Source organism: Pseudomonas sp. IAC-BECa141, assembly GCF_020544405.1.
Classification (GTDB): Bacteria; Pseudomonadota; Gammaproteobacteria; order Pseudomonadales; family Pseudomonadaceae; genus Aquipseudomonas.
In genome coordinates, this window is the sequence record NZ_CP065410.1 from 2,830,388 (window position 1) to 2,854,901 (window position 24,514).

At 61.9% G+C, this 24,514-nt stretch carries 18 protein-coding genes; 6 read left to right on the forward strand and 12 right to left on the reverse strand.

Going from position 1 to position 24,514, the window contains the following annotated elements:
- The first annotated feature begins 219 nt into the window (after positions 1-219).
- A complete protein-coding gene (locus I5961_RS12995) occupies positions 220-2,301 on the forward strand; it encodes an EAL domain-containing protein (protein WP_227235460.1) in 2,082 nt (693 codons plus the stop codon).
- Positions 2,302-2,386: 85 nt separating this feature from the next.
- Positions 2,387-3,133 carry an SDR family oxidoreductase gene (locus I5961_RS13000; RefSeq protein ID WP_085700699.1) on the forward strand — a complete coding sequence of 249 codons (747 nt, stop codon included), beginning with the start codon at positions 2,387-2,389 and terminating at the stop codon, positions 3,131-3,133.
- Between the two features lie 130 nt (positions 3,134-3,263).
- Here the strand turns inward: I5961_RS13000 and mapR are convergent, their stop codons facing one another.
- The 3 genes from mapR to I5961_RS13015 form a co-directional block, all read right to left on the reverse strand.
- Positions 3,264-4,673 (reverse strand): GntR family transcriptional regulator MpaR, encoded by a 1,410-nt coding sequence (gene mapR / locus I5961_RS13005; protein ID WP_039772397.1) that lies wholly within the window; start codon positions 4,671-4,673, stop codon positions 3,264-3,266.
- Between the two features lie 132 nt (positions 4,674-4,805).
- Complete coding sequence (ccoG, locus tag I5961_RS13010) at positions 4,806-6,236, reverse strand: cytochrome c oxidase accessory protein CcoG (RefSeq protein ID WP_227235461.1); 1,431 nt, start codon at positions 6,234-6,236, stop codon at positions 4,806-4,808.
- A gap of 195 nt (positions 6,237-6,431) precedes the next feature.
- Positions 6,432-6,680, reverse strand: coding sequence for a DUF3203 family protein (locus tag I5961_RS13015; RefSeq protein ID WP_085700697.1), 249 nt, complete (start codon positions 6,678-6,680; stop codon positions 6,432-6,434).
- A 122-nt stretch (positions 6,681-6,802) separates the two neighbouring features.
- On the opposite strand from I5961_RS13015, the gene I5961_RS13020 reads away from it, so the two are divergent.
- A complete protein-coding gene (locus I5961_RS13020) occupies positions 6,803-7,339 on the forward strand; it encodes an MgtC/SapB family protein (protein WP_085700696.1) in 537 nt (178 codons plus the stop codon).
- Here I5961_RS13020 and I5961_RS13025 read toward each other — a convergent pair whose 3' ends face one another.
- The gene (locus tag I5961_RS13025; protein ID WP_007952133.1) at positions 7,340-7,498 is read right to left on the reverse strand and encodes a hypothetical protein; all 159 of its coding nucleotides are present in this window, start codon (positions 7,496-7,498) and stop codon (positions 7,340-7,342) included.
- Positions 7,499-7,716: 218 nt separating this feature from the next.
- On the opposite strand from I5961_RS13025, the gene I5961_RS13030 reads away from it, so the two are divergent.
- The 3 genes from I5961_RS13030 to glgB all read left to right on the forward strand — a co-directional run bounded on the left by I5961_RS13030 (position 7,717) and on the right by glgB (position 15,466).
- Positions 7,717-9,714, forward strand: a complete 1,998-nt coding sequence (locus I5961_RS13030; RefSeq protein WP_085700695.1) for an alpha-1,4-glucan--maltose-1-phosphate maltosyltransferase — start codon at positions 7,717-7,719, stop codon at positions 9,712-9,714.
- 167 nt (positions 9,715-9,881) lie between these two features.
- Positions 9,882-13,223 carry a maltose alpha-D-glucosyltransferase gene (gene treS, locus I5961_RS13035; RefSeq protein WP_085704004.1) on the forward strand — a complete coding sequence of 1,114 codons (3,342 nt, stop codon included), beginning with the start codon at positions 9,882-9,884 and terminating at the stop codon, positions 13,221-13,223.
- Positions 13,224-13,225: 2 nt separating this feature from the next.
- Positions 13,226-15,466, forward strand: a complete 2,241-nt coding sequence (gene glgB / locus I5961_RS13040) for a 1,4-alpha-glucan branching protein GlgB (protein ID WP_085704006.1) — start codon at positions 13,226-13,228, stop codon at positions 15,464-15,466.
- Between the two features lie 97 nt (positions 15,467-15,563).
- Here the strand turns inward: glgB and I5961_RS13045 are convergent, their stop codons facing one another.
- The 8 genes from I5961_RS13045 to I5961_RS13080 all read right to left on the reverse strand — a co-directional run bounded on the left by I5961_RS13045 (position 15,564) and on the right by I5961_RS13080 (position 24,513).
- Positions 15,564-16,634 carry an autotransporter outer membrane beta-barrel domain-containing protein gene (locus I5961_RS13045; protein WP_227235462.1) on the reverse strand — a complete coding sequence of 357 codons (1,071 nt, stop codon included), beginning with the start codon at positions 16,632-16,634 and terminating at the stop codon, positions 15,564-15,566.
- A gap of 323 nt (positions 16,635-16,957) precedes the next feature.
- Positions 16,958-19,546, reverse strand: coding sequence for an autotransporter outer membrane beta-barrel domain-containing protein (locus tag I5961_RS13050; protein WP_227235463.1), 2,589 nt, complete (start codon positions 19,544-19,546; stop codon positions 16,958-16,960).
- Positions 19,547-19,673: 127 nt separating this feature from the next.
- On the reverse strand, positions 19,674-20,471 hold the full coding sequence (locus I5961_RS13055) for an endonuclease/exonuclease/phosphatase family protein (RefSeq protein ID WP_227235464.1): 798 nt from the start codon (positions 20,469-20,471) through the stop codon (positions 19,674-19,676).
- Positions 20,472-20,562: 91 nt separating this feature from the next.
- On the reverse strand, positions 20,563-21,324 hold the full coding sequence (locus I5961_RS13060) for a PIG-L deacetylase family protein (protein ID WP_085700689.1): 762 nt from the start codon (positions 21,322-21,324) through the stop codon (positions 20,563-20,565).
- A 183-nt stretch (positions 21,325-21,507) separates the two neighbouring features.
- On the reverse strand, positions 21,508-22,167 hold the full coding sequence (locus I5961_RS13065) for a glycosyltransferase (protein WP_085700688.1): 660 nt from the start codon (positions 22,165-22,167) through the stop codon (positions 21,508-21,510).
- A complete protein-coding gene (locus tag I5961_RS13070; RefSeq protein WP_085704014.1) occupies positions 22,164-22,763 on the reverse strand; it encodes an SAM-dependent methyltransferase in 600 nt (199 codons plus the stop codon). The genes I5961_RS13065 and I5961_RS13070 overlap by 4 nt, the downstream gene beginning before the upstream one ends.
- Positions 22,760-23,518: a PIG-L deacetylase family protein gene (locus I5961_RS13075; protein ID WP_085700686.1), complete on the reverse strand. Its 759-nt coding sequence runs from the start codon at positions 23,516-23,518 to the stop codon at positions 22,760-22,762. Before I5961_RS13075 ends, I5961_RS13070 begins: the two co-directional genes overlap by 4 nt.
- Entirely contained in the window at positions 23,515-24,513 is a 999-nt protein-coding gene (locus tag I5961_RS13080) for an acyl-CoA dehydrogenase family protein (RefSeq protein ID WP_085704017.1), read from the reverse strand. The genes I5961_RS13075 and I5961_RS13080 overlap by 4 nt, the downstream gene beginning before the upstream one ends.
- Between the last annotated feature and the right edge of the window lies 1 nt (position 24,514).

The window sequence follows — 24,514 nt, forward strand, 5'->3', positions numbered from 1 at the left end:
GAAGGGACGCGGAGCGTCCCGGGCTGCATTCCCACGCAAAGCGTTGGAACGATCAGAACCCTGAATCAGAGGCTTGTCAGACGATCAAACAAGCGTTTCATCGGGTTGATGGCTATTTGATAACTTTGTCAGTGAATTCTTTTACGCAATCAGTACAATCGGCGCATTTGGCCCCGCCGAGAACGGACGCAGTACAGCGGGGTGGTCACGAGAATTTTCATGCTCATCGGTAGCTATTCCTTCACGCTGGTTTTCATTTCGCTGTGTGTGGCGATCCTTGCTTCCTATACCGCGCTCGATCTCACCGGGCGCATTGCCACTGCCAAGGGCCGCGCCGTGCATTTATGGACGGCCGGCGGGGCGTTTGCCATGGGCATCGGCGTCTGGTCGATGCACTTCATCGGCATGCTGGCGTTCAAGCTGCCGATCAGTCTCGGTTACGACATTTCGATCACGGCGCTTTCATTGCTGATCGCCGTGCTGTCCTGCGGATTCGCCCTGTGGCTGGTCAGCCAGCCGAAACTGCCGGCCTGGCAACTGGCCTTTGGTGCGCTGATCATGGGCGCCGGCATCAGCGCCATGCATTACACCGGTATGGCCGCGATGTGCATGCAACCGGGCATCGACTACGATCCGACGCTGTTCGGCGCCTCGTTGCTGATCGCGGTCGGTGCGTCGGCCGCAGCGCTGTGGATCGCCTTTCGTCTGCGTCAGCATTCGCCTTACGTGCGACTGTTCCGTGCCGGGGCGGCGATTGTCATGGGCGTGGCGATTGTCGGCATGCATTACACCGGCATGGCAGCGGCGCGGTTTCCTGACGGCAGTTTCTGCGGTGCGGCACTCAGCGGCCTGAACGGCAACGGCCTCGACAATCTGGTGTTGATCACCACGCTGGCGGTGCTGGCCATCGCGCTGCTGACTTCGATTCTCGACGCCCGCCTTGAAGCCCGCACCGCCGATCTGGCCCATTCGTTGACCGTGGCCAACCGCGAACTCACCCAGCTGGCGCTGCACGACACCCTGACCGGCCTGCCCAACCGCATGCTGCTGGACGACCGGATCAATCAGGCGATGAAAAAGGTCAACGAGCAGGGCGGTTGCTTTGCTTTGATGTTCATCGATCTGGACGGCTTCAAACCGGTCAACGACGCTTTTGGCCACCACATGGGCGACCAACTGCTGCGCGAAGTGGCGGTGCGTCTGCGTGAAGACTTGCGCAGCCTGGATACCCTGGCGCGGATCGGCGGCGATGAATTTGTCCTGCTGGTGCGCCTGACCGAACCCAACGATGCGCTGGGGCTGGCGGCCCGTCAGGTCGGCCTGATCGCGCAATCGTTCCGGGTCGCCGAACATGACCTGCAGATTTCCGCCAGCGTCGGCATCGCGCTGTACCCGGGCAACGGCCAGAACGCCCAGGAACTGCTGATGAACGCCGACGCCGCGATGTACCACGCCAAGGGCGGCGGCAAGAACGGTTACAGCTTCTTCGACGCCTCGATGAACAGCAACGCGCGCAAGCAACTGCAACTGCTGCAGGATCTGCGCGCTGCACTGGAACACGGCGAGTTCAGCCTGCATTACCAACCCAAATTCCATGCGGCAGACGGTCGTCCGGTCGGTGCCGAGGCGCTGTTGCGCTGGGAACATCCGACCCACGGCATGCTGATGCCGGACAAGTTCATCGATCTGGCAGAGAAGACCGGGCTGATCATTCCGATTGGCGAATGGGTGCTCAACGAAGCCTGCCGGCAGATGCGCGAGTGGTACGTGCTGGGCTACACCGACTGGCGGATCGCGGTGAACCTGTCGGCTTTGCAGTTCTGCCACTCGGGGCTGGTGCGCAGCGTGGCCAAAGCCTTGGCCACTCATCATTTGCCGGCCAACAGCCTGACCCTGGAAATCACCGAAACCACTGCCATGAGCGACGCCGACGCGAGCATGACGGTGTTGCAGGAGCTGGCCGATATGGGCGTCGACCTGTCCATCGACGACTTTGGCACCGGTTATTCAAGCCTGATGTACCTCAAGCGTTTGCCGGCCAATGAGCTGAAGATTGATCGCGGTTTCGTCCGCGATCTGGAGCACGACAGTGATGACGCGGCCATCGTTTCGGCGATCGTCGCCCTCGGTCAGGCGCTGGGCCTGCGCATCGTTGCTGAAGGTGTAGAAACCGATTCGCAACAGGACTTCCTGACGCAACTGGGCTGCGATTCGCTGCAAGGTTATCTGCTCGGTCACCCGATGCCGGCGGATCGCTTCCTGCAGGACATCGTGCGCGGCAAACAATTGGCGGTGAGTTGAGCCGCTAATCGCAGGTCATGCAAAAGCCGGCAATGGCGGTTATTCTTGCCCCGACTGTTACGTGTGCATCGGGGGAAAGGCCAGCATGGATAAAGTCATTGTGATCACTGGCGGCGGTCGTGGAATCGGCGCCGCCACTGCTTTGTTGGCTGCCGAGCAAGGCTATCGGATCTGCATCAATTACCAGACTGACGAACAGGCGGCCCACCAGGTGCTCGACCAGGTGCGCGAGCGCGGCGCCACGGCCATCGCCGTGCGCGCCGATGTCAGTATCGAAGACGAAGTGGTCGCACTGTTCAACCGGGTCGACAGCGAACTGGGCCGCGTCACCGCCCTGGTGAACAATGCCGGCACCGTGGGACACAAGTCCCGGGTCGACGAAATGTCCGAATTCCGCATCCTCAAAATCATGAAAACCAATGTGCTGGCGCCGATCCTCTGCGCCAAGCACGCAATCCTGCGCATGTCGCCCAAACACGGCGGGCAGGGCGGCAGCATCGTCAACGTCTCCTCGGTCGCCGCCCGGCTGGGTTCGCCTAACGAATACGTCGATTACGCAGCGTCCAAGGGTGCGCTGGATACGTTCACCATCGGCCTGTCCAAGGAAGTGGCGGGCGAGGGGATTCGGGTGAATGCGGTGCGTCCGGGCTACATCTATACCGATTTCCACGCCTTGAGCGGCGACCCGGATCGGGTCAGCAAGCTGGAGTCGGCGATTCCGATGGCGCGGGGCGGGCGGCCGGATGAAGTGGCGGAAGCGATTGTGTGGTTGCTGTCGGACAAGGCTTCGTATGCCACCGGGACCTTTGTCGACCTCGGCGGCGGGCGCTAAAACCCTACCGATCGTTCCCACGCTCTGCGTGGGAATGTAGCCCGGGACGCTCCGCGTCCCTTCCAGAGCTGGAACGCGGAGCGTCCCTTGAGGCATTCCCACGCAGAGCGTGGGAACGATCACCGGTAACTCAAAACGACCGCACAATCCGCCCCAGTGTTTCCATCGCCTTCTCCGCATCCTCGGTCCACGGGCTGCCGTAGTTCAATCGAATGCAATTGCGAAAGCGCTGAGTCGGCGAAAATATCGGCCCCGGCGCGATGCTGATCCCCTGCGCCAACGCCATCTGAAACAACTTCAACGAATCCATCTGCGGTGGCAGTTCCAGCCACAGGAAGTAGCCGCCAGCCGGTTGGCTCACGCGCGTCTGCGCCGGGAAGTAGCGGGCAATGGCCGCGAGCATCGCGCTTTGCTGCTCTTCCAGGGCGTAGCGCAGTTTGCGCAGGTGGCGGTCGTAGCCGCCGTGTTGCAGGTAGTCGGCGATAGCCGCTTGCGCGGGCATCGAGGCGCATAGCGAGGTCATCAGTTTCAGTCGTTCGATTTTCTGTGCGTAGCGCCCGGCGGCGACCCAGCCGATGCGGTAGCCGGGAGCCAGGCTCTTGGCGAACGAGCCGCAATGCATCACCAGACCTTCGGTGTCGAAGGCCTTGGCCGGTTTCGGCGCCTGCTGGCCGTAATAGAGTTCGGCGTAGACGTCGTCTTCGATCAGTGGCACCTGATGCTGCTTCAACAGCTCCACCAGTTCCTGTTTCTTGGCCTCGGGCATGGTTGCGCCCATCGGGTTCTGGAAACTGGTCATGCACCAGCAGGCCTTGATCGGGTGCCGCTCCAGCGTTTGGGCGAGCACGCCGAGGTCGATGCCGTCGCGCGGGTGCACGGGGATTTCCACGGCTTTGAGTTTCAGCCGCTCCAGCACTTGCAGGCTGGCGTAAAACGCGGGGGCTTCGATGGCCACCAGATCGCCGGGTTCGGTGACCGCTTGCAGGCACAGGTTCAGCGCTTCGAGGGCGCCGTTGGTGATCAGCAGTTCTTCCATCGGCAGCATCAGGCCGCCGACCATGTAGCGCAGGGCAATCTGCCGACGCAATTGCGGATTACCCGGCGACATGTCGGTGACCACCATGCGCGGGTCCATTTCCCGCGCAGCACTGGCCAGTGAACGGGACAGGCGCTGCAGCGGGAACAGGGTCGGGCTGGGGAACGCCGAGCCGAACGGCACGGTGCTGGGGTCCTTGATCGACTCAAGCACCGAGAACACCAGTTCGCTCACGTCGACCTTGGTGGATTCGTTGACCTGGCTGCTGATCACCGGCTCCGAGAACGGGCTCGGGGCGTGGGTGTTGACGAAGTAGCCGGAACGCGGGCGGGCACGGATCAGGCCGCGGCGTTCCAGCAGGTAATAGGCCTGGAACACGGTGGACGGACTGACGCCGTAGGTCTGACTTGCGTAGCGCACCGACGGCACCCGCTGGCCGGGGCCGAGGACGCCGGAGCGGATCAGTTCAGCGATGTCGTCGGCGAATTTTTCGTAGCGTTTCATCTTGGGTCCGGATTGATTTCTTTCTGGAAGACCGTGTCGCCTTCATTCGCGAGCAAGCTCGCTCCCACAGTTGACCGTATTCCTCTGTGGGAGCGAGCTTGCTCGCGAATGGCCGCGCCGCAGTCTAAGGGATCATCGATTCATCGGCGCAACAAACCGGCTCTTCGCCACGCTATAAATCTCGGGTTCATCACTGTCGGCAATCCTGAAGCTCAAGGTCTGCGAGCTGCTGGCCGCACGTTCGGCAGTCATCGCCACCGACACCGGCACATCGACAATCTCGCCCGGCGCCAGGCTCAGTTGGGTCTTGCCTTGCAGCTGGAAGCCATCACCGTCCACCAGGCTCAGGTTGTAGTCCTGGCGCTGCTGGGTCTTGTTGATGACCTTTAGTGTGTAGATGTTTTCGATCTGCCCCTGACCATTCTCGCGGAACAGGCCACGGTCCTTGGTCACGTCCAGCGACACCATTGGCCGTTCGACCAATGCCAGGGCGAGTGCGCCGATCATCACGACCAGTACTGCAACGTAGCCGATCAGTCGCGGACGCAGCAGATGCGTCTTGCCACCCTGCAATTCGCGTTCGGAGGTATAGCGGATCAAGCCACGGGCGTAATTCATCTTGTCCATGATCGAATCGCAGGCGTCGATGCACGCCGCGCAGCCGATGCATTCCATTTGCAGGCCGTCGCGGATGTCGATGCCGGTCGGGCAGACCTGTACGCACAGCTGGCAATCGATGCAATCGCCGAGCCCGGCTTCGGCGGGTTTCACGTCGCGTTTGCGCGGGCCGCGGTTTTCGCCTCGGGCGGCGTCGTAGGAAATCGCCAGAGTGTCCTTGTCGAACATCACGCTCTGAAACCGCGCATACGGGCACATGTGCATGCATACCGCTTCGCGCAGCCAGCCGGCATTGATGTAGGTGGCGGCGGTGAAGAACAGCACCCAGAACAGGCTGACACCGCCGATCCGCAGGGTCAGCAATTCTTCGGCCAGTGGCCGGATCGGGGTGAAATAGCCGACAAAGGTCAGGCCGGTCAGCACACTGATCGCCAGCCACAACGTGTGCTTGGCCGCGCGCCGGGCGAGTTTGTTCAGGCTCCAGGGCGCTGCTTGCAGCTTGATGCGCTGGTTGCGTTCGCCTTCGGTGATTTTTTCGCACCACATGAAGATCCATGTCCACGAACTCTGCGGGCAGGTGTAACCACACCAGACCCGGCCGGCGAACACAGTAATGGCGAACAGGCCGAACGCGGCGATGATCAGCAGCGCCGACAGCAGAATGAAATCCTGTGGCCAGAAGGTTGCGCCAAAGATGTGGAATTTGCTTTCGGAAAGGTCCCAGAGCACTGCCTGACGACCGCCCCAGTTCAGCCATACGGTGCCGAAGAACAGCAGGAACAGAAATCCCGCACCGCTCATGCGCAAGGTGCGGAACAGGCCGGTGAAGCTGCGGGTGAAAATCTGGTTATCGCTGGTGGCGTGCTTCGCCTTCATTGGGCGCGCCGGTACTGTTTTTATCTGGGGAGATGCTTCTACGGTTCGGACGGGGATTCGTTCGCTCATGGTCGTTCGCTCATCAGCCTCCATCAGGCCGGGGAACTATGAGCGCCGATCTGTTTGCATAACAGACTCAGGTATTTCAATAAAAAGCGTATCAGATGGCTTTTTCAGGCATGCCTGCGACAACTTGAAGCAGCACGCCGGCCAGGGCGCAGATGCCTATCCCAGACGTCTGCGCCGGACGTTGATCGAGGTCAGTCAAATCACCGAATCACTGTCGTCGGCCTTCAGGTGTTTGCGTCCATCGCTGGCACCTGCAACGGTCAATGCATCCGCTTCGGCTTCGGTGACGTAGATACGCCGGCCGTCCACTTCGACGAACGACATGGATTTTTCGCTATCTGTCCTGACTTCCAGGGTGTCGCAGATCCGGATTTCCTCACCATTTTCAACGGTGAAAAAACACACTTTTGATTCCGGATTGCTGTCATCGATACGCAGGGGCATGGGCCAGTCCTTTTTCACAGGGGATCTGAAGGGTTAGGGCCTACGCTGCGCCGATCGTTCTACGCAACCGATTAATGGTCGCCGCTGTCCACCTTTTATCGCCTCTTTACAAGGACTGCAGGATGAACGCCTGGTGGCATGAAGTGTGGGAAACCCTGCAAGCGGAATTCGCCGACATCGGCGATGCATCGCAGCTGACGCGGATCACCGTGCGCCTGCTCATGGCGGCGCTATTGGGCGGGATTCTCGGGTTCGAGCGCGAGCACAAAGGCAAGGCCGCCGGGGTGCGAACGCACATGCTGGTGGCCCTCGGCGCGGCGTTGTTTGTGCTGGTGCCGCAATTGTCCGGGTCTCAGGCCGATGCCATGAGCCGGGTGGTGCAAGGGGTAATCGCCGGCATCGGCTTTCTCGGCGCCGGGACCATCCTGAAGAATCACGAAGGCGACGAAGGCCACGTCAAGGGTCTGACCACCGCCGCGGGTTTGTGGATGACCGCCGCCATCGGCGTCGCGGCCGGGTTGGGCCGCGAGGCGACGGCGGTGTTCAGTACGTTGCTGGCGCTGGGGATCTTCAGTGTCATGCCGCGGATCGTCAGCGTGTTCGAGAAGGATCAGCCGGATAAGGACCGCATCGAGAAGGATCACAGCGATCCTCGCTGATCAGACAATCACCGGCGGCATGGTCGTCGGCGGTTCCTCCTTGGGCGGTGGCGTGGTGCCAGGGGGTTCCTGTTCGGGGATTGGTTGCGGTTCGGTCTCGGGCAGGACCGGTTTGTCGATGTTCGGGTCAGGTGTTTCGGCCGGAATCGGAATAGTCATCGGGTAAACCTCCGTGTGGCACTTGGCGTAGGAAGTGCTTAAGTGGATTGACCACTGCACTGCGAAATCGATCCGATTTTGTGGCGGGGCAAATCCCTGTGAACTTTTCCCGGCGATGGCCGCTCGGAACCTGAGAGATTTCATCACCGGGCGCAGGCCCGGCCGTGACCGCCAAACAGGCAAACGAGCGTCCTTGGGGCGTTAAGGAGAGATGCTCAATGACTGCTGAAAAACCCTCCGAACTGAGCTACAACCCGCACATCCCGCTGTCGCAGGCGCTGTTGCTGCCGCGCATCGTCATTGAAAACACCGCACCGACCCTCGACGGTGGACAGTTTGCCGTCAAGGCGATCGCCGGTCGCGAGATCGTGGTCACCAGCAAGGTGTTCGCCGACGGTCACGACAAACTCGCAGTGCGCATCCGTTGGCGCGAAGAGGGCGATGAGACCTGGCAGACCGAAGTCATGAGCGATCAGGGCAATAACGGCTGGCGCGGTGTGTTTCAGCCGCAGCGCATGGGCCGTTATCTGTTCCTGATCGAAGCGTGGATCGACCAGTTCGCCAGTTTTCAGTACGAACTGGAGAAAAAACACACCGCCGCCGTCCCGGTCAGTCTCGAGTTGCAAGAGGGGCGGAACATGGTGCAGCAGGCCGCCGAGCGCAGCGAAGGGCAGCTCAGCGAACAGCTGGCCGGCCTGCACCACGAATTGTCCGGCCTGCTCGAAACCGAGCAGGTCGCGTTGTTTCTGCACTCGCGCAGTGCGCAACTGATGGCCGAGGCCGATCATCGCGCCTACTTGAGCCTCAGCCCGGAATTTCCGGTGGACGTCGAGCGCGAACTGGCGGAATTCGCCAGTTGGTATGAACTGTTTCCCCGCTCGATCACCGACGATCCCGCTCGCCACGGCACTTTCAATGACGTGCATTCGCGGTTGCCGATGATTCAGGACATGGGCTTCGACGTGCTGTACTTCACGCCGATTCACCCGATTGGCCGCAGTCATCGCAAGGGCCGCAACAATTCCCTGACCGCCGGCCCGGATGATCCCGGCAGCCCGTATGCGATCGGCAGCGAGGAGGGCGGCCACGAAGCGATTCACTCGCAACTCGGTACCCGCGAAGACTTCCGTCGGCTGGTGGCTGCTGCCGCTGACCATGGTCTGGAGATCGCCCTGGATTTCGCCATCCAGTGTTCCCAGGATCACCCGTGGCTCAAACAGCATCCGGGCTGGTTCAACTGGCGGCCGGACGGCACGATCAAATACGCGGAGAACCCGCCAAAGAAATATCAGGACATCGTCAACGTCGACTTTTATGCGCCGGAAGCGATTCCCAGCCTGTGGGTCGAGTTGCGCGACATCGTGGTCGGCTGGGTGCAGGAGGGCGTGAAGATCTTTCGCGTGGACAACCCGCACACCAAGCCGCTGCCGTTCTGGCAATGGTTGATCGCCGATGTGCGCACGCTGTACCCGGAAGTGATCTTCCTCGCTGAAGCCTTCACCACCCCGGCGATGATGGCGCGGCTGGGCAAGGTCGGTTACACCCAGAGCTACACCTATTTCACCTGGCGCAACACCAAGACCGAACTGGCGACCTACTTCAGCGAACTCAATGAATCGCCGTGGCGCGAGTGCTACCGGCCGAACTTCTTCGTCAATACTCCGGACATCAACCCGGCGTTCCTGCATGAATCGGGGCGCCCCGGATTTTTGATTCGCGCGGCGCTGGCGACCATGGGCTCAGGTCTGTGGGGCATGTATTCGGGGTTTGAGCTGTGTGAATCGGCGCCGGTGCCCGGCAAAGAGGAATATCTCGATTCCGAGAAGTACGAGATCCGCGTCCGCGACTTCAACCAGCCCGGCAACATCATTGCCGAGATCGCCCAGCTCAACCGCATCCGCCGCCAGAACCCGGCGTTGCACAGCCATCTGGGCCTGAAGATCTACAACGCCTGGAACGACAACATTCTGTATTTCGGCAAGCGCAGCGCGGACGGCAGCAACTTCATTCTGGTGGCCGTCAGCCTCGATCCGCATAACGTTCAGGAAGCGAATTTCGAGTTGCCGCTGTGGGAAATGGGCCTGCCGGACGATGCCATCACCCACGGCGAAGACCTGATGAACGGCCATCGCTGGGACTGGTACGGCAAATACCAGTTCATGCGGATCGACCCGGCTTATCAACCGTTCGGAATCTGGCGCATTACTTCTTCCTGATGATGATCGTTCCCACGTCGAGGCGTCGAACCGTCCGCGTGGGAATGCATCCCGGGACGCTCCGCGTCCCAGCGGTGGACGCAGAGCGTCCAAGGCGGCATTCCCACGCAGAGCGTGGGAACGATCAGTAGCAGCTTCGGCTTCAATGAATTCAACAGGAGTTTCACATGGCGAAGAAACCCAAGGCAGCCACCTTCATCAAGGACCCGCTCTGGTACAAGGACGCGGTGATTTATCAAGTTCACGTCAAATCCTTTTTCGATTCGAATAACGACGGAATCGGCGACTTTCCCGGCCTGATCGCCAAACTCGATTACATCGCCGAACTCGGCGTCAACACCATCTGGCTATTGCCGTTCTATCCCTCGCCACGCCGTGACGACGGTTACGACATTGCCGAATACCGTGGCGTGCACAGCGATTACGGGACGATGGCCGATGCCAAACGGTTCATTGCCGAGGCACACAAGCGTGGCTTGCGGGTGATTACCGAGCTGGTCATCAACCACACCTCCGATCAGCACCCGTGGTTCCAGCGGGCGCGCAAGGCCAAGCCCGGTTCGGCGGCGCGGGATTTCTATGTGTGGTCGGATGACGACCAGAAATACGACGGCACGCGGATCATTTTTCTCGACACCGAAAAGTCCAACTGGACCTGGGACCCGGTCGCCGGCCAGTACTTCTGGCACCGTTTCTATTCGCACCAGCCGGACCTGAACTTCGACAACCCGCAAGTCATGAAAGCCGTGCTCTCGGTGATGCGTTACTGGCTGGACATGGGCATCGACGGCCTGCGCCTGGACGCGATTCCGTACCTGATCGAACGCGACGGCACCAACAACGAAAACCTCCCGGAAACCCACGACGTCCTCAAGCAGATCCGCGCCGAAATCGACGCCAATTATCCGGATCGCATGCTGCTGGCCGAGGCCAATCAATGGCCGGAAGATACCCAGCTGTACTTCGGTGATACCGACGCCGAGGGCGTGAATGGCGATGAATGCCACATGGCGTTTCACTTCCCGCTGATGCCGCGCATGTACATGGCGCTGGCCCAGGAAGATCGCTTTCCGATCACCGACATCCTGCGCCAGACTCCGGAAATCCCGGCCAACTGCCAATGGGCGATCTTCCTGCGCAACCACGATGAACTGACGCTGGAGATGGTCACCGACAAGGAACGCGACTACCTCTGGAACTACTACGCCGCCGACCGCCGTGCGCGGATCAACCTCGGCATTCGCCGGCGCCTGGCGCCGCTGATGGAGCGCGACCGTCGTCGCATCGAGCTGCTCAACAGCCTGCTGCTGTCGATGCCCGGCACGCCGACCCTGTATTACGGCGATGAAATCGGCATGGGCGACAACATCTATCTGGGCGATCGCGACGGCGTGCGCACGCCGATGCAATGGTCGATCGACCGCAATGGCGGCTTCTCCCGCGCCGATCCGGCCAGCCTGGTGCTGCCGCCGATCATGGACCCGCAATACGGTTACCAGTCGGTCAACGTCGAAACCCAGGCCGGCGATCCGCACTCGTTGCTGAACTGGACCCGGCGTCTGCTGGCCGTTCGCAAGCAGTCGAAGGCGTTCGGTCGCGGCACGCTGAAAATGCTCTCGCCGGCCAATCGTCGCGTCCTGGCCTACACCCGCGAATACACCGGGCCGGACGGCAAGCATGAAATCATCCTGTGCGTGGCCAACGTGTCGCGCAGCGCGCAAGCGGTGGAGCTGGACTTGTCGGCCTACGTCGGCATGGTGCCGGTGGAAATGCTGGGTGGTAACGCATTTCCGCCCATCGGCCAGCTCAACTTTCTGCTGACCCTGGCGCCTTACGGCTTCTACTGGTTTGGCCTGGCGGCGGAAAACCAGATGCCGAGCTGGCACGTTGAGCCCGCGCAGAGCCTGCCGGACTTCACCACGCTGGTGCTGAAAAAACGCATGGAGGAACTGCTGGAGGCGCCGTCCCGCGCCACCCTCGAACAGGGCATCCTGCCAAACTGGCTGCAAAACCGCCGCTGGTTCGCCGGCAAGGACGCCGCCATCGACCAGGTGAAACTGGCCTACGGCGTGCGTTTCGGCGACGCACAGCATCCGGTGTTGCTCAGCGAAATCGAAGTGCACAGTGACGGGCAGACCAGCCGTTATCAGCTGCCTTTCGGGTTCATTTCGGAAGATCAGGTCGGGCCGGCGTTGCCCCAGCAACTGGCCTTGGCGCGAGTGCGCCGGGTGCGTCAGGTCGGGTTGATCACTGACGCCTTCAGCCTTGAAGCGTTTATTCGCGCGGTTCTGCAAGGCATGCAGAGCGGCACGGTGCTGGAATCCAGCGATGGCGAGATCCGTTTCGAAGCAACGCCGCAACTGGAAAAACTCGGCCTGGGCGCGGAATCCGAAGTGCGCTATCTGTCCGCCGAGCAATCCAACAGTTCGGTGGTGATCGGCGGCAGTCTGGTACTGAAGCTGATCCGCAAAGTCGCTTCCGGCGTACACCCGGAACTGGAGATGAGCGCTTACCTGACCGATGCCGGATTTGCCAATATCTCCCCGCTGCTCGGTTCGGTGATTCGCCGCGGCGCCGGTGGTGAAGACAACCTGCTGATGATTGCGCAAGGCTATTTGAGCAATCAGGGCGATGCCTGGGAATGGACGCAGAACAACCTCGAACGGGCGCTGCGCGATGAGCTGGCGGATGCCGTGTCCGAGCAGGCGCAGCATTACAACGCCTTGGGTGAACTGAAGGATTTCGCCGGCATGCTCGGCCAGCGTCTGGGGGAAATGCATCAGGTGCTGGCGGCGCCGAGCGACAATCAGGACTTCGCACCGCAACTCAGTTCGGCCAAGGATGCACAGGCGACCGGCAAGGATGTCGGAGCTCAGGTCGAGCGCGCGTTGCAGCTGCTCAAACAGCATCAGGGCGAACTCGACGGGGCGGATCAGAAGCTTGTTGCCCGGTTGCTCGACAACAAGAAAACCATTCTTGCCCACGTGCAGGAACTGGCGAAGCAATCTGCCGGCGGCTTGCGCATTCGTGTGCACGGCGACCTGCATTTGGGGCAAGTGCTGGTGATCAAGGGCGACGCGTACCTGATCGATTTCGAAGGCGAACCGGCGCGACCACTGGCCGAACGCCGAGGCAAGCACAGTCCGTACAAGGACGTCAGTGGTGTGCTGCGCTCCTTCGATTACGCCGCCGCCATGGCGTTGAATGTGCACAACGTCGACAACAGCCCCGAGGCCGAAGCCGCGCGTCGGCGGGTCACGGAGCGTTACCTGCGTGAAGCCCGGGAAGCATTTCTCCAGGCATATCGCCAAGCGGCAGCTAGTCTTGATCATGCCTGGCAAGATCCTGAAGGTGCCAACGCCGCACTGGCGTTGTTCGGTCTGGAGAAAGCGGCCTACGAAGTGGCCTATGAAGCCGAAAATCGCCCCACCTGGCTGCCCGTGCCGCTGCACGGTCTGTATGGGTTATTGACGGGGCTCAAACCCTTTTCCGATCTTGGTGGAGAGTAGTCATGAGTTTCTCGAACAAGGAACAGGGTCACGTTAACGAACGATTGCTGCCCAGGGCGAAGGACATCGATGCCCTGGTGCGTGCAGAACATCACGACCCGTTTTCCATTCTTGGCCCCCACGGCGATGGTGCCGGCGGGCAATTCATCCGGGCGTATCTGCCCGGCGCGTTAAGCGTTTCGGTACTGGACAAACACAGTGGCGAAGAGCGTGGCCCGCTGGAGGCTACCGAAACACCGGGGCTGTTCGTCGGCCATTTCGAGGACGCGCGGCCCTACCTGTTGCGTACCCGTTGGGCCGGCGGTGAGCAGGTCGCGGAAGATCCCTACAGCTTTGGCCAGTTGCTCGGTGAAATGGACTTGTATCTGTTCGCCGAAGGCAACCATCGCGACCTCAGCAGTTGCCTCGGTGCGCAGCTGAAAACCGTCGATGGCGTCGACGGTGTGCGCTTTGCCGTGTGGGCACCGAATGCCCGACGGGTATCGGTGGTCGGCGACTTCAACGTCTGGGACGGGCGCCGGCACCCGATGCGCTTGCGGCATCCGTCCGGCGTGTGGGAGTTGTTCATTCCGCGCCTGCAAGCGGGGGAGCTGTACAAGTACGAAATCCTCGGGCCCCACGGCATCCTGCCGCTCAAGGCCGACCCGATGGCGCTGGCCACCAGTCTGCCGCCGGACACTGCGTCGAAAGTCGCCTCGCCGCTGCAGATCGACTGGCAGGATCAGGACTGGATGACTGGCCGTCGCGAGCGCCAGCAGCACAATGCGCCGCTGTCGATCTATGAGCTGCATGCCGGATCCTGGCAATGCGAACTCGACGATCTCGGCGAAGTGGCGCGTCAGTACACTTGGCCGGAGCTGGCCGAGCGACTGATTCCCTACGTGAGGGAACTGGGTTTCACCCACATTGAACTGATGCCGATCATGGAGCACCCGTTCGGCGGTTCCTGGGGTTATCAGTTGCTGTCGCAGTTCGCCCCGAGCGCCCGTTACGGCACGCCGGACGAGTTCGCGGCGTTCGTCAACGCCTGCCATCAGGCCGGTATCGGGGTGATTCTCGACTGGGTGCCGGCACATTTCCCGACCGATGCTCACGGTCTGGCGCAGTTCGACGGCACCGCGCTGTACGAATATGGCAACCCGCTGGAAGGCTTCCACCAGGACTGGGACACGCTGATCTATAACCTCGGTCGCACCGAAGTGCACGGTTACATGCTGGCCTCGGCGCTGCACTGGTTGAAGCATTTCCACATTGACGGCCTGCGGGTCGATGCGGTGGCGTCGATGCTCTATCGCGACTACTCGCGCAAGGCGGGGGAGTGGGTGCCCAATCGCCATGGCGGTCGCGAGAATCTGGAAGCCATCGATTTCCTTCGCCACCTGAACGACGTGGTGGCGCTGGAAGCTCCGGGCGCGCTGGTGATCGCCGAGGAATCCACGGCGTGGCCGGGTGTCAGCCAGAGTACCCAGCAGGGCGGGCTCGGTTTCGCCTACAAATGGAACATGGGCTGGATGCACGATTCGCTGCACTACATTCAGCAGGACCCGGTTTACCGCGCCCATCACCACAACGAGCTGAGCTTTGGCCTGGTGTACGCCTGGTCCGAGCGTTTCATCCTGCCGATTTCCCACGACGAAGTGGTACACGGCAAGCATTCGCTGATCGACAAGATGCCCGGCGACCGCTGGCAGAAATTCGCCAACCTGCGCGCTTACCTGAGCTTCATGTGGACCCATCCGGGCAAGAAACTGCTGTTCATGGGTTGCGAGTTCGGCCAGTGGCGCGAGTGGAATCACGACCAGCAGCTGGACTGGTATCTGCTGCAATATTCGGAGCACAAAGGAGTGCAGAAACTGGTCGGCGACCTCAACCGGCTCTACCGCGAAGAGCCGGCGCTGCACGAGCAGGACGATGCGCCGCAAGGCTTTCAGTGGTTGATCGGTGACGATGCGATCAACAGCGTTTACGCGTGGTTGCGCTGGAGCAAGGACGGCACGCCGGTGCTGGTGGTAGCCAACTTCACCCCGGTGCCGCGCCAGTCGTACCGCGTGGGCGTGCCGTTTGCCGGACGCTGGAAGGAATTGCTCAACAGTGACGCCGACACCTACGCCGGTTCCAATTATGGCAACGGCGGCGGTGCGTTCACCGATGAGGTCGCGAGCCATGGGCAGGCGTTGTCGCTGGAACTGAACCTGCCGCCATTGGCGGTGTTGATCCTTAAGCCCGAGGGCCCAAGCGAGTAACGGGACGCCTCCACGCGAGATCGCTCCCTCGCGGATTACTGATCGTTCCCACGCGGACGGTTCGACGCCTCGACGTGGGAACGATTAATAGAAGAGCTCACCAGCGCATCCGGACTCCCAGGCTGCCAATCAACCCGTTCAAGTCATTGTCGTCGACATCGCTGCTGTAATCGGCGCTGACGTACAGGCTCACCGTCGGCGTCATTTTCGCCACCAGCCCCAGGCCGAGTTCCACGGTCGAGGATTTTCGGCTGCTGCTGATCTTGTCCACCTGATCCAGCGTCACCGTATTGCCGGTGTACACCGTGTGCCACAAGTTCGTGCGCACGTAGGGTTCGACCGGCAGACCGTTCAGGTCGTAGCTACCTTTCAAACGCGCACCGACCCGGCCGCTCCACGACGAAATATCACTGGAAGATGCTTTGCCCGAACCGGCATAGGGCGTGTCCAGGGTGATGCGCTGGTTGATCAATTGCGCCTGCGGTTCAACCACCCAGTTTTCACTGAGGCCGATCGGGAATCCGCCTTCCACCGACAAGGTCATCGCGCTGCCTTCGGTGGCCAGGCGTGCGCCTTGCTCGTTTCGGCTGAACCCGCTGACCCGGCCGCCACTGGCTGACAGATCGACGTGCCAGCCCTGGGGACCGATCAAACTGTAGTAAGCGCCCAGGCTCTGGCCTTGCAGGTTGAGGGTGTCGGTGGTCGGGTCGGCGAGGGCGCGGCTGGTGATCAGGCCGTTGCCATTGGCCTGGATCCGGTTGATCCCGCCGATCAGGCCGACCTGCTGGGTATGGCCGCTGCTGCTTTTCAGGGTCAGTACGGCCGGGCCTTTGAAGTCACCGGTGCCGGGCGTGGCGAAGCCCGGGCTGAGGACGTCGGTTTGTGCCTGGCGGGACGTCTGGCCGTAGAGTTGATCCCAGGCGGAGGGCGCAAGGTCTTCGGTGATCAGGTCGGCGCCGCGCAGATCCGGTTGCGGGCTCAGGCGTTGCGGGCCCGGGGTCACGATCGTGGCGGGGAGGGTCATGACGGAGATGTTCTGGCGATACCAGGGCGTGGCCTCGTCCGTCGCAGGTCCCGCCTGCGCCTCCATGGACGAGCACAGCAAGATAGAACTTGAAACAGTGCAGAACGTGACTTTGATCTCTTGTGAGGTGAGTGAGGTTTTCATGGAGTTCTACCTTGCTAGCGCATGTGGTATCTCGCCTTGGCGTCTCTCCTACCCCGAACGAGGGGCGACCGAATGGAGCGTGGCGAACCCGTGGCCGCCCGTTTTGACGAATGACCTGAGGTTCGCCCCGAGTAGTACTTCCGGGGGTAGTAAGGTACAGCTAAGAAGACCGGAGCCCATGCGTCAAGAAAATGGACGATGAGCGGTATGGCTGAATCAGAGATTGCAAGCGTTTGTTTTTATGCACATATCTAAGTTGTTGTTTGCTGGGGAAAACACGCTTCGAGCCGCGAAACAGAGCGCTTGCTTAGCCTGCTATCGACTTACCAACTGATGCGAATACCCATATTTGCCGCCAGGCCACGCAGGTCGTTACTGTCAATATTGCTGCTGTAGTCGGTGCTGGCGTAGATACTCACGGCGCGGTCGAGGGTCAGTACGACGCCGAGACCGACATCCGCCGTCGACGATTTCTGATCACTGTCGATGGTCGTGGTGCCGTCGAACGTCACCGAATCGGTGCCGGAAAACGTGTGCCACAGATTGGCCCGAAGGTACGGCTCCAATGGTAGTCCGTTGAGCTGATAACGCCCTTTGAGCCGGGCACCGAGGCGACCGGTCCATGCACTGTCGGAATCGAACGATACCCGCGAGATGCCATCGTTTTGACTGTCGAGCGAGATCTTTTGGTGGATCACCTGCGCTTGCGGCTCGATCACCCAAGTGTCGTTCAGGGCGAACGGGTAACCGGTTTCTGCCGAGAGCGTCAGGGCGTGGCCGCGATTATCCAGTTTCACCCCACGGTCGGAGCGGCTGTCGCCGTCGAAACGCGTGCCCATCACGACCGTGTCGATGTACCCGCCGTGCGGATCGGTCAGCGTCCAGTACAGGCCATAGCTGTCGCCCTCCAGTTTGATCTTGCCCGCGCTGTTGTGTTCGAAGCCTTCGTTGAAGCCGTCCACATCGCCTCTGATCCGGCTATGGCCGACGAACAGGCCGAGGCGTTGGGTTCGCCCGCCCGAGGTCTGTGAGCTGTACAAATCGTTGCCGACCTGAAACCCATTGAGTGAACCGTCCAGTCGTGGCGTGACGGTGCCGGCCCAGGTCTGGTCGAGGTTCTTGCCGTAGACCCGGCCCCAACCGGCGCTGAAAGCTCCCGTTTCGCTTAACAGACGTTGCTCGCCCTGACGGTCGTGGAAAGTGCCAAGTGCGCTGAGGGTCAATTGGGCGGCCGCGGGTGGCAGGACCGACCAAGTGGGGACTTCCGGACGATAGATCGGAATCGGCGCCTTACCCGCCACGGCGACGGGAAGCACTGGCTGAACGGCCAATGACAGATCCGGTTGCCCGGATGCCGGAATGATCGCGGCCGCCACCGGCACAGGCACTACCGGCACCAGAATCGGCGGCAGTGTCGGGTCGGGATTGGGCACGCTTAGCACTTGAGGGGCGACCACAGCGGAGCGCAAATACCAGCTGTTTTCGGTGCCGGCGGTGACACCACCCTTGAACAGATAGTAGTCATAGGCCCCCGCCGAAATCGGGCCGTTGAGGACGAAGGCGGAATTGTTGCTCACGGCAGTGCCTTGGGCCTGCACCAGTTGAATGCCGTTTTCCAGCGTCAGTCCGCCCGGCCCGCCGAGGTTGCTCACCGTGATGGCGGTTGCGCCGCTCAAGCTGCCGTTGTTGACCACCAGTCTGTCACTGGGTGCGCCGTCGCCGTCGAGTACGCTTTGCAATAACAGTTGCCCGCTATTGCCGACGTAGTTGCCGTTGATCGTCAGCGTGTCATTGGTGCGGCTGTTGTTGTGGGTCAGGTCGATGATGCCGGCGTTGTTGAAAGTCACCGCTTGTCCGGCCACGGCGGGCGACACCGCGCCCTGGGTGGAAAACACGCTGCTGCCGGCGTCCACGTTCAGCGCACCGGTGCCGCTGACAGTGTCGCCGAGCAGCAAGGCGCCCGAGCCCAGGTCCAGCTGCGAGGCGTTGTTCAGGTTCACCGTTTCCCAATTGCTGAAACGCGCCGGCAGCGCAGTGCGAGTATTGTCGAACGTCAGCACATCGTTGCCTGCACCGCCATCAAGGTTCGGCGTCAGTGCCAGCACGCTGTCATCAAGGTTGCGCAGCGTGGCGTTGTCATTGCCGCCACCCATAAGAATCGCCGATCGGACAATGCCGCCGCCGTCCCACAGCAAACGGTCTTCACCGGTACTGGCGCGAATTTCACCGACAATTTCTCCGCCAGTGATCGTGATGGCGTCATTGCCGCCACTGACACTCAGATTGCCGCCTATCAGCCCGCCGGAGATCCGAATCGTGTCATCGTCGAAACCTGTCACCAGATTATTGATGATCCGCCCACCGGATAATTCGAAGACGTTTTCATCGAGCTTCATGTCGACGCGTCCGATCGTGCCCCCGCTCATTTGCGCAAAGTCGCCGTCCTCAAAGGCCCCGGTGATAGTGCCACCGGTCATCTGGAAACTGTCGAAGCCATCGCCTTGTGCCAGCGAGCCGATAGTGCCCGCGTGCATGATGAACGTGTCGACAGCGTTGCGCTGATGAACCTCACCTGCGATAACGCCGCCGTCGATCTGCAACACATTGGCGCCGTTGCCCATATCGAGATCGCCGGTGATTGTCCCGGACTGCATGAGCACGCGATCAGCCCCGGCGCCGAACGTGACGTTGCCGGGAATATTGCCGGTGCCATTGGCGGGAAAACTCAAGCTGTTGTTGCCCGACAGATCGGAAAGAGGCGCGCTGCCAGGACTGTCACAGGTGTATTGATCGTCACCCGCTGTCGGGCTGAAGGCGCACTGGGCCAGCGCCGATTCCGGGGAGTCCAGTAGCAGCCAGATTGAAAAGGCCAGCAAATGATGGCGGGCAAGGAAAGTGCCGCAGGCGTTCATAAGGTCACCACGCATTGGCGCCGGTGTTCGGCGCAACGGTTTCAACCTAACAAGGGCATGATGAGCTGCCTACTGTCAGAACTGACAGGGGAAGCGGGCGAATCGGCAGACAAATGGCGTCTACGCCCTAAATGTGCACTTCTACTGCCAGCGGTAAATGATCCGACAGATGCGTCCACGGTTTGTTGCCAAGGATCTGCGGGTCGTGGCTGCTGGCATTGCGCAGGTAGACCCGGTCCAGTCGCAGCAACGGGAAACGCGCAGGGTAAGTCTTGGCCGGACGGCCGTGATGACGTTCGAAGGCTTCGTGCAGGTAGTCGCGGCGGGCGAGGGCGACGTTGCCCTGCAACTGCCAGTCGTTGAAGTCGCCGGCGATGATCACCGGGGCATAGTCAGGCAGGGATTCGAGCAACTGGCAGAGCAGCTGCAACTGCAATTGCCGATGGCTTTCGAGCAAGCTCAGGTGCACGCAGATGGCATGCACTTCGGCATGCCCCGGCACATCCAGGACGCAATGCAGCAGCCCGCGCCGTTCCGGGCCGGTGATCGAGACGTCAAGGTTGCGGTATTCGCGGATCGGGTATTTCGACAACAGAGCATTGCCGTGATGGCCATCGGGATACACCGCATTGCGGCCGTAGGCAAAGTCGCTCCACATGCTGTCGGCGAGAAATTCGTACTGCGAGGTCTGCGGCCACTCGTTGTAGCGGCTGGAATGCCGCTCGTGTTCACCCACCACTTCCTGCAGAAACACCAGATCGGCCGAGGTGCTGCGTACCGCTTCACGCAGTTCCGGAAGGATGAAACGTCGATTGAGCGCGGTGAAACCCTTGTGCGTATTGACCGTCAGCACCCGCAGGCGATGGATGGCGGACGGGGTCGAGGTCTGTGCGTCGACGGCATGACGCTTCGGATCACTGGACACGTTCACTCCTCTGAATCATGACTGCCTGTTCATGCGACTGATCCGGACGCGGGCAGTTCACTTTGAGTGGCTGACCGCGCCCGACGGATCATCAGTCGACGAAGACGATTTCGTAAGGCAGGCGCATGCGTTCCAGAATCGACTTGGGCAGCAGCGGTGCGATACCGATCGCCGGTTCGCCAATGAGCTGGCTGGCGTAGGCATGGGTGGCGTGGCTCTTGCGCGCGACGGTCCAGGTATCGAGTCGCAGTTTGCGTGCGCGATGCCACGGTATCTGAGCCTGGTCCCGCTCCGGCCAGTGCCAGGCCCAGACCGGCACGTCGTGAAAAGTGGCGCCGACCTGTCTTGCGGCTTTGGCGCTGGCCCGGCCGACCGCTTCATGATCGGCGGTGCCGTCCTGGCACCAGGTGCTGAAGACCACGTCGCCGGGGCGCAGGTAGCGGGCGATGAACTCGGTCAGTTGGGTTTCCTGGTCGAGCAGGGCGTTGTCGGTGAAACCGCCGCGTACCCATTTCAGGCTGTGCATCGGCATGCCCAGACGGCGCAGGGCTTCGACGCTTTCCTGCGGGCGGAACACGCTCAGGCGTTTTTCCGACCACTGACGCGAGCCCGGATGACTGGCGCTGCCATCGGTGATCGACAGCAGTTGCAAGGGATGCCCGAGGCTGGAAAGCAGTTGCAGCAGGCCGCCGCAGGTCACCACTTCATCGCCGGGGTGCGGGGCGATGACCACGGCGCGAACGCCGGGTGGCACCAAAGTGTGAGTATTGATGACGGGAATGTTGTCGAGCTGCGGGGCGCTGTTCCAGATCTGCGCCGGCAGGCCGCTCTCGCTGAGGGATAACGATTTCATCAGTGATACGTCCTTGTTGAGTCTCGCCCTCAGTCGTACAAGCGCTGGTCATTCCAGGCGTGTTCGACCCGTGAAGGCTGGTGGAAAGCCCTGCAGCGCTCCGAACCCTGGATTGCTGCGCAGCAGAGTATTGCTCAAGACGGGCGGTTCGTCGCGTCACAGATCAACCTGATCCGCTTTTTTTTATTCAGTCTGTGCCAACTGTCGCAGATAGTCGCCAAAACCGCCCCGTGCGCGACTGTCCAGACGGGCGCTGGTGATGACTTGCGGACGATGGCTCCAGGCGATGCTGGCTCCTGAACGCTCGAGTTGACGCACCAGCTGCACGTCCTCATCTCGGGGCAACGGCTCGAAGCCGCCGGCGCGGACATAGGCTTGCGCGCTGACACCCAGATTGGCGCCATGGATGTGCCGGTGGCCATCGCAGGCCCGGTAATCACGGTGATAGCGAATCTGTGCCGCCTCATCGAACCCGTCTTGCCAGCGGTCAACGGTCACCGTGCCGCAGACCGCATCGGTGCCCAGCCCCAGCTGTGCCACCAACCAATCCTCGGCGACGCGGCTGTCGGCGTCCGAGCAGGAAATCCAGCGCGCACCGCGCTCAAGCAGGTGTTGTGCGCCAACGGCACGGGCCTGACCGACATTGCGCGCTTCGATGCTCAATGCTTGCACCGGATATTGGCTGACGATGTGTGCCGAGCGATCGGTACAACTGTCGAGCACTACGAGGATTTCCACCGGTTCACCGGCCAGCAGGGAGTTTTCGGCGGCCCGCAAGGCCGCGCGCAGGCATTCATCGAGCCATTGCTCTTCGTTGTGCGCAGGAATCAGGATGCCGATCATCGCAACCCCTCCAGCGCGGCCACCGAACGGGGTTCGCGGCTCCAGACTTCCAGCAGAAAGTCCGCTTCCTGATGCAGAACCAGTCGCGGCAGGTGCAACTGTTCGTGAATCAGGTCGTGGACCTGTCGCGCATTGAGCGGGCAACCTTCGATGGGCGGGCGCCAGTGACAGGCCAGCAGTTGCCCGTCCGCCGTCAATGAATCGCTGATGCGCCGGATGACTTCCGTCAGATCCTGCCGGTCGAGGTAGTAGCCGATTTCGCTAAATACAATCAGGTCGAATTTTTCCTCAGGCCAGTCGCTCGGCAAGCGTCCGTGCCGTACCTCGGCGTGGTCAAACAGGCTCAGCCGAGTACGCGCCAGATCGGCAGCGGCGGCGCTGGTGTCGCAGCACAACAGCCGATCGCAGCGCCCGGCCAGCGCCGCACTCAGTTCACCATTGGCGCACCCCGGTTCGAAGATGGCCCGATAGTGCGGACGGGGCAGGGCTGCCAGCGTCACGAGGCGTTTGCGTTGTTCGTACCAGCGCTGGCGAAATCCCCAGGGGTCGTTGTTGCCCGTGAACAGGCCTTCGAAGTAGCGGTCCTCGACACTCATAGAAAGACCACCTCGAACGGTTGCAGCAATCGATCGATGACATAGGGCGCGAGCACCGGAGCGAGTCCGGCTTGCGGATCGCCTTCCAGCTGGCTGGCGAACGCATGCACCGCGTGGCGTTTGCGCGCGACCTGTGCGGGGCTGAGCAAAATCTTGCGTGCCCGCTCCCACGGCACGACGGCGTCTTCGGGGGTTGCCCAGTGCCAGGTCCAGACCGGCAGTTCGTGGCAGATCGCGCCCACGCGCCGGGCCGCCTCGACACTGGCGCGGCCGACAGCTTCGTGGTCGCTGTGGCCGTCTTCGCGCCAGGTGGTGAAGATCACATCGTCGGGATGCAGGTAGCGGGTCAGGTATTCGCACAGCATCGACTCGCTCGCGGCGACCTGGGTGTCGGGGAAGCCGCCGCGCAGCCATTGCAACTGGTGCATGGGCAGGCCGAGGCGGCGCAGGGCTTCGGCGGACTCCTGCGGGCGCACCACGCTCAGGCGCTCCACCGGCCAGCGATCCGATCCCGGATGACTGGCGCTGCCATCGGTGACCGAGATCAATTGCAGGGTTCGGCCCGCCGCCGCGAGCCGTTGCAGCAGTCCGCCGCAACCGAGCACTTCATCATCCGGATGCGGCGCGATCACCACCGCCCGCGATCCCGGCGGTACCAGTTCGAGAATGTCGATGCTGTCCACCGCCGCCAGATGACGTGAGCCCTGCCATTCGTGCAGTGAGGTTCCCTCGCCGACGATCGGATTGCGCTTCATAAGGCCCAACCCTCGCGCGGTTGCTGAGCGATCAGTTGGCCCAATGCCGCCAGATCACGTTCGGCGTGGCTCTGGCGCAGATACACCGGCAAGTCCGCCGCCAGACGGGCAAAGTGTGGATCCTTGCAGAACGGCCCGGCGCCGAGTGCCCGACCGGTCTCGCGAATGACCTGTTCGGCGGCATCCTCGACCACGGCGCGCACGCGACGGGCCAGCAACTCGGCGTTGCGGTGAGGATTGCTGTCGATGTTCAGGGCACTGACCCGCAGCACCTCAGCGGCCCCGTGCAAGGCGCTGTCGACGGCGCCGAGACTGGCCAGCGCGTGGGGCTCTTCACGTCGCGCACATTGCTGGCGCAAGCGCTCGCCGATCTCCCTCGCGGCGCCGTACCAGCACGCGGCGATCCCGATCCCGCCGTGCCAGAAACCCGGACGTTGCAGATAGTCGCCAGGGTCGCCGATCGCCTGGGCCTCGACATCGTCGAATAGCACTTCGACGCTGCCGGTGGCCGCCATACCGACCGCTTGCCAGCCCTGATCGGTCACGGTCACACCCGGTTGATCGAGGGCCACGGCCACCAGTTGCTGACGATCGTCCTCATCCCATGCGGTGAGCAGGGTGTGACTGAGCACCGCCGCCCCGGAGCACCAGGCCTTGCGCCCGTTCAACCGCACCATTTGCCCCGACCGGCTGACCCGAACCCGCGCCTGCGGTGGTTCGGCCGCCCACATACCCCATGTGCTGCCGGGCGTCGGCGAGCCACCCAGTTGCTCGATGATCGCCAACGCGTCGGTATGGCCTTCGTAGAGTTTGCACAGCCCCAGATCATGCCCGCCGACCTCGGACAGCCGTTGCCAGCGCTCCAGCGTGCGGCCGCTGCCGGGCAGTGGCAGACGGTCGAGACCGGCCTCGACCATTTCCCGCAGACACAGCCCGAGAGCGGTGGTATCGCGGTAATCCGGCGCGTGCCGTGAGAGATAGCCGGGCAAGTCCATG

What these genes read in the sequence shown, in the direction of transcription:
- I5961_RS12995 (WP_227235460.1), top strand. Translation starts at nt 220, where the DNA reads ATGCTCATCGGTAGCTATTCCTTCACGCTGGTTTTCATTTCGCTGTGT.
- I5961_RS13000 (WP_085700699.1), top strand. Translation starts at nt 2,387, where the DNA reads ATGGATAAAGTCATTGTGATCACTGGCGGCGGTCGTGGAATCGGCGCC.
- mapR (WP_039772397.1), bottom strand. Translation starts at nt 4,673, where the DNA reads ATGAAACGCTACGAAAAATTCGCCGACGACATCGCTGAACTGATCCGC.
- ccoG (WP_227235461.1), bottom strand. Translation starts at nt 6,236, where the DNA reads ATGAGCGAACGAATCCCCGTCCGAACCGTAGAAGCATCTCCCCAGATA.
- I5961_RS13015 (WP_085700697.1), bottom strand. Translation starts at nt 6,680, where the DNA reads ATGCCCCTGCGTATCGATGACAGCAATCCGGAATCAAAAGTGTGTTTT.
- I5961_RS13020 (WP_085700696.1), top strand. Translation starts at nt 6,803, where the DNA reads ATGAACGCCTGGTGGCATGAAGTGTGGGAAACCCTGCAAGCGGAATTC.
- I5961_RS13025 (WP_007952133.1), bottom strand. Translation starts at nt 7,498, where the DNA reads ATGACTATTCCGATTCCGGCCGAAACACCTGACCCGAACATCGACAAA.
- I5961_RS13030 (WP_085700695.1), top strand. Translation starts at nt 7,717, where the DNA reads ATGACTGCTGAAAAACCCTCCGAACTGAGCTACAACCCGCACATCCCG.
- treS (WP_085704004.1), top strand. Translation starts at nt 9,882, where the DNA reads ATGGCGAAGAAACCCAAGGCAGCCACCTTCATCAAGGACCCGCTCTGG.
- glgB (WP_085704006.1), top strand. Translation starts at nt 13,226, where the DNA reads ATGAGTTTCTCGAACAAGGAACAGGGTCACGTTAACGAACGATTGCTG.
- I5961_RS13045 (WP_227235462.1), bottom strand. Translation starts at nt 16,634, where the DNA reads ATGAAAACCTCACTCACCTCACAAGAGATCAAAGTCACGTTCTGCACT.
- I5961_RS13050 (WP_227235463.1), bottom strand. Translation starts at nt 19,546, where the DNA reads ATGAACGCCTGCGGCACTTTCCTTGCCCGCCATCATTTGCTGGCCTTT.
- I5961_RS13060 (WP_085700689.1), bottom strand. Translation starts at nt 21,324, where the DNA reads ATGAAATCGTTATCCCTCAGCGAGAGCGGCCTGCCGGCGCAGATCTGG.
- I5961_RS13065 (WP_085700688.1), bottom strand. Translation starts at nt 22,167, where the DNA reads ATGATCGGCATCCTGATTCCTGCGCACAACGAAGAGCAATGGCTCGAT.
- I5961_RS13070 (WP_085704014.1), bottom strand. Translation starts at nt 22,763, where the DNA reads ATGAGTGTCGAGGACCGCTACTTCGAAGGCCTGTTCACGGGCAACAAC.
- I5961_RS13075 (WP_085700686.1), bottom strand. Translation starts at nt 23,518, where the DNA reads ATGAAGCGCAATCCGATCGTCGGCGAGGGAACCTCACTGCACGAATGG.
- I5961_RS13080 (WP_085704017.1), bottom strand. Translation starts at nt 24,513, where the DNA reads ATGGACTTGCCCGGCTATCTCTCACGGCACGCGCCGGATTACCGCGAT.